9 protein-coding genes are annotated in these 7452 nt (G+C 76.6%); 6 read left to right on the top strand and 3 right to left on the bottom strand.

Going from position 1 to position 7452, the window contains the following annotated elements; genetic code table 11:
* Together ATM99_RS13625 and ATM99_RS13620 are read right to left on the bottom strand one after the other, a co-directional pair.
* Nucleotides 1-1707: FAD-dependent oxidoreductase (locus ATM99_RS13625; RefSeq protein WP_062103421.1), on the bottom strand; the 1707-nt coding region annotated here is incomplete at its 3' end.
* 192 nt (nucleotides 1708-1899) lie between these two features.
* Nucleotides 1900-3108: an ROK family transcriptional regulator gene (locus ATM99_RS13620; RefSeq protein WP_062103420.1), complete on the bottom strand. Its 1209-nt coding sequence runs from the start codon at nucleotides 3106-3108 to the stop codon at nucleotides 1900-1902.
* 87 nt (nucleotides 3109-3195) lie between these two features.
* On the opposite strand from ATM99_RS13620, the gene ATM99_RS13615 reads away from it, so the two are divergent.
* From ATM99_RS13615 to ATM99_RS13595, 5 genes are all read left to right on the top strand, one after another.
* Nucleotides 3196-3840, top strand: coding sequence for a sugar O-acetyltransferase (locus ATM99_RS13615; RefSeq protein ID WP_062103419.1), 645 nt, complete (start codon nucleotides 3196-3198; stop codon nucleotides 3838-3840).
* Nucleotides 3837-4028 carry a DUF2180 family protein gene (locus ATM99_RS13610; RefSeq protein ID WP_062103418.1) on the top strand — a complete coding sequence of 64 codons (192 nt, stop codon included), beginning with the start codon at nucleotides 3837-3839 and terminating at the stop codon, nucleotides 4026-4028. Before ATM99_RS13615 ends, ATM99_RS13610 begins: the two co-directional genes overlap by 4 nt.
* A 169-nt stretch (nucleotides 4029-4197) precedes the next feature.
* Nucleotides 4198-4929: a hypothetical protein gene (locus tag ATM99_RS13605; RefSeq protein WP_062103417.1), complete on the top strand. Its 732-nt coding sequence runs from the start codon at nucleotides 4198-4200 to the stop codon at nucleotides 4927-4929.
* A complete protein-coding gene (locus ATM99_RS13600; RefSeq protein WP_046529901.1) occupies nucleotides 4926-5174 on the top strand; it encodes a helix-turn-helix transcriptional regulator in 249 nt (82 codons plus the stop codon). Before ATM99_RS13605 ends, ATM99_RS13600 begins: the two co-directional genes overlap by 4 nt.
* Nucleotides 5175-5369: 195 nt before the next feature.
* A complete protein-coding gene (locus ATM99_RS13595; protein WP_062103416.1) occupies nucleotides 5370-6455 on the top strand; it encodes a cold-shock protein in 1086 nt (361 codons plus the stop codon).
* 44 nt (nucleotides 6456-6499) lie between these two features.
* Here the strand turns inward: ATM99_RS13595 and ATM99_RS13590 are convergent, their stop codons facing one another.
* A complete protein-coding gene (locus tag ATM99_RS13590) occupies nucleotides 6500-6949 on the bottom strand; it encodes a rhodanese-like domain-containing protein (RefSeq protein ID WP_062103415.1) in 450 nt (149 codons plus the stop codon).
* A gap of 85 nt (nucleotides 6950-7034) precedes the next feature.
* Here ATM99_RS13590 and ATM99_RS13585 point away from each other — a divergent pair.
* The coding region (locus tag ATM99_RS13585; RefSeq protein ID WP_062103422.1) for an Lrp/AsnC family transcriptional regulator at nucleotides 7035-7452 on the top strand (418 nt) is incomplete at its 3' end.

Raw genomic sequence — 7452 nt, 5'->3', positions numbered from 1 at the left:
GCGGACGGCGCCGGGGCGGGTGAGGTCCGGGTGGGTGAGCGTGAGGCTGAGCCAGCCGCCCGAGAGGTTGCGTGCCTCCAGGCCGGTGTGCAGCAGCACGCGCGTCGCGATGTGCGCGCGGACGCCGCTCTGGCAGTGCACCGCGACGGGCCGGCCGGCCGCTGCCGCGCGCACCTCGTCGAGGCGGTCGCGCAGCTCGGTGTGCGGCACGTGCAGCGCCTCGGTGAGGTGGCCGCGCGCGTGCTCGGCGGCGGTGCGGACGTCGAGCACGAGGTGCGTCGCGCGCACGGCGTCGAGGTCGGCGGCGTGCCACTGCGGCATGGTGCCGTCCAGCACGTTCTGCGCCACGAACCCGAGCATGTTCACGGGGTCCTTCGCGGCGCCGTAGGGCGGGGCGTACGCGAGCTCGAGCTCGGCGAGGTCGTCGGCGGTCATGCCCGCGCGCAGCGCCGTGGCCAGCACGTCGATGCGCTTGTCGACGCCTGCGCGGCCCACGGCCTGCGCGCCGAGCAGGCGGCCGTCGGGCGCGAACGACGCGACCAGGTGCACGGCCTGCGCGCCGGGGAAGTACCCGGCGTGGTGCCCGCCGTGCACGCGCACGACCTCGTGCTCGATGCCGGCGCGGGCGAGCGCAGCCTGGCTCGCGCCCGTGACGGCGGCGGTGAGGCCGAACACCCGGACGATCGCGGTGCCGAGCACGGGGGCCTGGGGCGTGGTGCGGCGGCCGAGCATCGCGTCGGCGGCGCGGCGGCCCTGCCGGTTGGCGGGGCCCGCGAGCGGGACGGGGCCGACGGCGCCGGTCACGGCGTGCGTCACCTCGACCGCGTCGCCGACGGCCCACACGTGCGGGTCGGACGTGCGCTGGTCGGCGTCGACGACGATCGCGCCGGTGGCGCCGAGCGTGAGGCCCGCGTCGCGCGCGAGGTCGCTCGCGGGGCGCACGCCGACGTTGACGACGACGAGGTCGGCCGGCACCCGGGTGCCGTCGGTGAGCGTGACGAGCGCGGCGCCGTCGGCGCCGGTCGTGACGGACCGGGCGGCGACGCCGAGGCGCAGCGCGACGCCGTGCGCGCGCAGCTCGTCGGCCAGCAGCGGGGCAAGCTCGGCGTCGAGGGGCGGCAGCACGTGGTCCGCGAGCTCGACGAGCGTGACGTCCAGGCCGCGGTGCGCGAGCGCCTCGACGGCCTCGAGGCCGATGAACCCGGCGCCGACGACGACGGCCCGGCGCGGGCGGTCCGCGGGCAGGGATGCGACGCGCGCCGTGAGCGCGTCGAGGTCGGGGACGGTCCGCAGCGTGTGCACCGCGGGGTGGTCGAGCCCGTCGACGGGCGGCCGGACGGCCACCGCGCCGGGGGCGAGCAGCAGCGCGTCGTAGGGCAGGTCGTACGTGCCGTCGGCGGTGGCGACGGCGACGGTGCGGGCCGCGCGGTCGATCGCGGTGACGCGGTGGCCGGTGCGCACGTCGAGCGCGAGCGCCGCGCGCAGCGACGCGGGGGTGTGCAGCAGCAGGGAGTCGCGGCTCTCGATCTCGCCGGACAGGTGGTACGGCAGGCCGCAGCTGGCGAACGACACGTGCGCGGACTGCTCGAGGACGACGATCGACGCGGACTCGTCGAGCCGGCGGGCGCGGGCCGCGGCGCTCATGCCGCCGGCGACGCCGCCGACCACGACGAGGCGTCGCGGTGCGGGTTCCGCGGTGGGGGACATGACTCCAAGATACCCCGGGGGGTATATCTCGCCAAGTACGCAGGTCGCGCCAGGGACCCGCCCGCCGCTCGCGCTCGGTCCCGGCCGCGCACCGTGATGCCGCAGCCCATCCGGCGCCCGTCGACGTCCTCCAGCACCAGACCGACGTCGCCGTCGTCGGTCCGCGCGGCCGCGGGTGCTCGGTGCCGGCGGTCAGCGACCGGTCGAGAGCGGGTCGGCGAGCACGTCGCGCAGCACGAGCTGCGCCGCGCCGACCGCGAGCAGGTCCGCGCCCAGCGCGGCCGTCACGACGCGCGCGTCGTCCCGGGCGCCCGGCAGCGCGCGCGCCAGGTGCGCGTCGAGCGCGGCGGTCCCGCGCGTACGGACCAGCGCGGCGAGGAACCCGCCCAGCACGATCCGCTCGGGGTTGAGCACGTTGACGACCGTGCGCAGCGCGACGCCCAGGTACCCCAGCTGCCGGTCGATCTCGGCGAGCGCCGTCGACGGGCGCGCCGCGACGACGCGCGCGAGCGTGGGCTCGAGCTCGGAGGCGGGCACGTCGCCCAGCGCCGCGAGCAGCCGCGCGCGCGACACCTCGGTCTCGAGGCAGCCGTCCGCGCCGCAGTGGCAGGGGTGACCGTCGGACCGGACCAGCGTGTGCCCGATCTCGCCGCCGAACCCGTGCGCGCCGACGGTCAGCACGCCGCCGTCGGCCGCGGACCCGCCGATGCCCGAGGCGCCGCCGTTGAGGTAGACGACGGCGCGCGCACCGCGGCCCGCGCCGAACAGCGCCTCGGCCACCACGCCGCAGTTGGCGTCGTTGTCGACCGTCACCGGCGCGTCGAGGGCCGCGGCGAGCAGGGGTCCGAGCGGGACGTCGCGCCAGCCCAGGTGGGGTGCGACGACGACGTTCCCGGTGCGGCGGTCGACGAGCCCGGGCGCTGCCACGCCCACGCCGCGCAGCGGACCGGTCGGCGCGAGCCGGTCGCGGAGCTCGCGCGCCGCGGCGAGCGCGTCGTCGGGGGTCGGCGGTGCGTCGTGCGGGACACGGGCGCGCGCGAGCACGCGGCCGCCCAGGCCGACGAGCGCGCCGTGCGTCGCGTCGAGCTCGGGGTGCAGCGTGAGCACGCGGGTCGCGTCGGTCGCGTGCACGCGCGGGCTCGGGCGGCCGACGCCCCCCGACGGTGCGGCCAGGTCCTCCGTGACGATCCCCGCGCGGACCAGCTCGGCGACCAGCGCCCGCACGGTCGAGCGGTGCAGGCCGGTCTCGCGCGTGAGGTCGGCGCGCGTGCTGCCGTCGCGCAGGTGCACGGCGTGCAGCACGGCGGCGAGGTTGCGTCGGCGCAGGTCGTCGCGGTCGCTGCCCGACGGGTCGGGCGCGCCGGCGGGGTGCGCGGGCGGCGTCGGCGGGCGGGGGGTCATCGCGTCCGATCGTAGGTCGCGGTCCAGCGGGCGGGTCTTGACCGGGGGTCTTGTGGGGCGGTCGCCGACGTCCCTAATATGTTTTGCATGACAACAAATCGACGGGACGAGCACGTCGCGGTGCTCGCCGCCCAGCACGACGACGTGCGCGACCAGTTCGCGGGCGACTGGATCCGGTACCGCGTCTCGCCCGCGCTGCAGCGGCTCTCGTGGGAGACGCAGTCCGCCTGCGCCCGCATCAGCCGGATCTTCTACGACGACCCCGACGAGGCCCGCCGCCTGTTCCGCGAGCTCGTGCCCGGGGCCGGGGACGACATCGACCTGCGCCCGCCGTTCGCGCTCGACTACGGCGTGGGCCTGAGCATCGGCGACCGCACCTTCATCAACAAGGACTTCCTCGTCACCGGCGGCGGGCGCATCACGATCGGCGCCGACTGCCTCATCGGCCCCCGGTGCAGCATCTACACGCCCAACCACGCCGAGGGCCGCGTGCGGCGCCTCGAGGGCTGGGAGCGCGTCAGCCCCGTGACCATCGGCGACAACGTGTGGATCGGCGGGTCCGTCACGATCCTGCCCGGCGTCACCATCGGCTCCGACGCGATCATCGGCGCCGGGTCCGTCGTGACCCGTGACGTCCCGCCCGGCGTCGTCGCCGTCGGCAACCCGTGCCGCGTGCTGCGCCCGATCACGCAGGACGACGAGCTCGCGCGCACCGCCGAGGTGCCGGCGTGAGCTGCCACGAGTGCGCCGCCCGCGGCGGCGCCCCGCGCCCCGCGACCGCCGTGTGCTCCGGCTGCGGCGCCGGCACCTGCCCCGAGCACACGCACGAGACCGTCGACGTCGTGCGCGTCAGCAGCGTCGGCAACCCCGTCGAGCGCCGCACGCGTCGGCTGACGTGCACGGCGTGCTCCGCAGGCTGACGGAGGTCGGACCCGCGGCCGGGCGCGCCTGACCCGACGACGTCGCGCGCGGCTCCTCGGCGAGCGGGCAGGGCCCGAGCGTCACCGGGTGCGTCGAGCCCTCAAGGTTCCATCTCGTTTACCGATATGGAGGAGGAGAGGTCATATCGACTGTCGAGATGGGGCGTGGATGGACGCGGACGTGCAGGAGACGGCCACCCGGCGGCGCATCGGCCCCGCCGTGGCGGTGGGTGTGGCGACGGTCGGTGCGTGGATGGCGATCGTCTACGGGCTCGCGACGGCGATCATGGGCTGGACCGCGGTGCAGGTGCCGGTCGCGCTGAGCGCCGCCGCGCCCGCCACCTCGACCTCGACCGTGCCGTGCGTCACGGGCTGGCCCGCCGACGGCAGCGCCGCGTGCGGACCCGCCGCGGCCGCCGACGAGTGGCCCGGGGGCGAGCCGCTGCCGGTCCGGCACGTCGACGGCCCGGTCGCCGAGGCGACCGACGCCGGCACGCTCACCGCGCTGCTGGCGACCGTGCCGCTGTGGGGCGGGTTCGTCGCCGCGGGGGCCGTCGTCCTCGTGCTCGTCCCCGTGCTGCGCAGCACGGCCGCGGGCGACCCGTTCGCACGCGGCAACGCCCGCCGTCTCGCGGTCGCCGCCGCCGTGGTCGTCGGGGCGTGGGTCGTCGCCGCCGTCGGGCCGTACGTCGCGGCGCACGACGTCGTCGCGCTCGTCGAGGCCGCGCCACGGCTCACCGAGACCGGGCCGGTGCGCGAGCTCCCGATGCCGACGGGCTGGCTCGTGCCCGACCTGCGCATCCCCTGGTGGCCGCTGCTGCCCGCGCTGCTGCTCGCCGCGCTCGCGGGCGCCAGCCGCACGGGTGCACGCGTCGTCGCCGACACTGCGGGGCTCGTGTGAGCGAGGACGACCCGCAGCCGCACCGTGTCGTCAGCCGGCTCGGTGCCCTGCTGGAGGACCGCGGCATGACGCTCGTCCAGCTCGCGGCGCTCACCGGCGTGACGGTCGCGAACCTCTCGGTGCTGAAGAACGGCCGCGCCCGCGCGATCCGGTTCTCGACCCTCACCGCCGTGTGCGACGCGCTCGGCTGCCGCCCGGGCGACCTGCTGGACGTCGAGCCGCCCGGCGCTGCGGCGCCGCGCTGACCGGGCGGAGCCGGGTGCAGCCGGGTGCAGGCCGCCCAGCGTGGCAGACTCGGTAGGTCGTGCCCGCGTGAACGGGCCGGCAGGTCCGCGGCGAGCCGCACAGCGTGGGCCGACCGTCTCCGCGCGAGACGGCCCCGACGCCCGGCGTCGGCGACACTGGACGGCAGCAACCGCGTTTTTCGTCGAGGAGTCGTCATGCCCCAGGCCACCGTCCGTTGGTTCGACACCGAGCGAGGCTTCGGCTTCCTCGCGCTCGAGGACGAGGGTGACGACCTGTTCGTCCACGCGTCCGAGATCGTCGGCGACTCCTCGCGCGGCCTGCGCGAGGGCCAGACCGTCGAGTACGAGCTCGGCGAGGGCGACCGCGGCCCCGTCGCCCGCAAGGTCCGCGTCACGGGTGACGTCCCGGCCGACGCGTCGCTCGGGCAGCTCGGCACGGTGAGCTGGTACGAGCCCACCAAGGGCTACGGCTTCGTCACGCCCGACGGCGACGGCGCCGAGATCTTCCTGCACTCGTCGGCGATCGTCGGCGGCGGGGTCGTCACCGAGGGTCAGCGCGTCGCGTTCCTCGTCGTCCCCGGCGAGAAGGGCCCGCAGGCCGACCACCTGCTGCCGCTCGGCCCCGACGCGGCGCCCGCCGGCGCCGGTGCTGCGAGCAAGGACGACGGCGCCGACGGCACCGTCACGTTCTACGACGCCGACAAGGGCTTCGGCTTCGCGACGGTCGACGACGGCAGCGAGGACGTGTTCGTGCACGCCCGCACGCTGCAGGGTGTCACCGAGCTCGCCGAGGGCGACCGCATCAGCTTCACCGTCGTCGCGGGCGAGCGCGGCCCGCAGGCCACCGACGTGCGCCTCGTGGGCGGGACGCGCCCGCGCCGGTCGTCGGCCCCCGCGGGTCGCGGCCAGGACCGCGGCCGCTCGGGCGGGTTCGACCGCGGGTCCGACCGCGGCGGCTACGACCGGGGCGGCGACCGTGGGCGCTCCGACCGCGGAGGCTACGACCGCGGCGGGGACCGTGGGCGCTCCGACCGCGGTGGCGACCGCGGCTCCGACCGCCGGTCGTCCGGTGCCCCCGCGCGCGGCGGCGAGGGCGTCGTCGCCCGCTACGACGCCGACCGCGGCTTCGGCTTCATCCGCCCCGACGCGGGCGGCGACGACCTGTTCGTGCACGTGTCCGTCGTCCGCGGCGGCGAGGCGCTCTACGAGGGTGACCGCGTGCGCTTCAAGGTCCGCCAGAGCGACCGCGGCCCGCAGGCCGACGGCGTCGAGCTGCTCTGAGCTCTCGCGGCGGTGGGTGCGGCGCACCCACCGCCGGCGGTGCGTCAGGTGCGCGCGGCGGCCTTCGTGTCCGTGGGCGCCGTGAGCGGGTCCGGGTCGCGGCGCGTCCGGCCGTCGTCGGAGACGGTCGCGAAGCCCTCGCGCACCCAGTACTCGTAGCCGCCGATGAGCTCGCGCACGTGCGTGTACCCGAGCTCGGCGAGCGCGAACGCGCCCCACGTGCTGCCGTTGCAGCCGGGCCCCCAGCAGTACACGACGACCTCGGCGTCGAGGTCGGGCAGCAGGTCGCGGGCGCGCGCCGACAGCTCGGCGCCGGGCACGTGCAGCGCGCCGGGGATGCGGCCCTGCCGCCAGCCCTCGCCGGAGCGGACGTCCAGCACAACGGGTCCGCGCCCGGCGGCGCGGTCGGCGGCGAGGTCCGCGGGGTCGGTCTCGTAGGTGAGCTTGGCGGCGAAGAAGTCGCGGGCGCTGATCGAGGTGTCCATGTCCACCATCGAAGACGTCGGCGCTCGCTGCGTGAACGGACGAGCCCCGGGATTCCGGCCCCGCGACCGGTGATCCGCCGGTATGTTCCGCGTCGTGCCGTCGATCCCGCGCCTGACGTTCGATGCGACCGACCGCCTGATCATCGAGCACCTGCAGCGCGACGGTCGGACGAGCGTCGCCGACCTCGCGCGCGCCGTCTCCCTGTCCGCGAGCGCGACGGCCGACCGCGTGCGGCGCCTCACCGACGCGGGCGTCATCACGGGGTACTCCGCGACCGTGGACGTCGAGGCGCTGGGGTACCCGATCACGGCGTTCGTGCGGCTCGCGTACCCGTCGGGCAACTACCGGCCGTTCCACGACCTCGTGGCCGCCACGCCCGAGATCGTCGAGGCGCACCACGTCACGGGTGTCGACTGCTTCGTCATCAAGGTCGTCGCACGGTCGATGGCGGACCTCGAGCGGCTGACGGGCAAGCTCGCGACGCTCGGCGGCATCACGACGAGCGTCGTGT

Origin of the sequence: Cellulomonas sp. B6, assembly GCF_001462455.1 — a bacterium.
Classification (GTDB): Bacteria; Actinomycetota; Actinomycetes; order Actinomycetales; family Cellulomonadaceae; genus Cellulomonas.
This window is presented reverse-complemented; position numbering and strand designations above follow the sequence as displayed.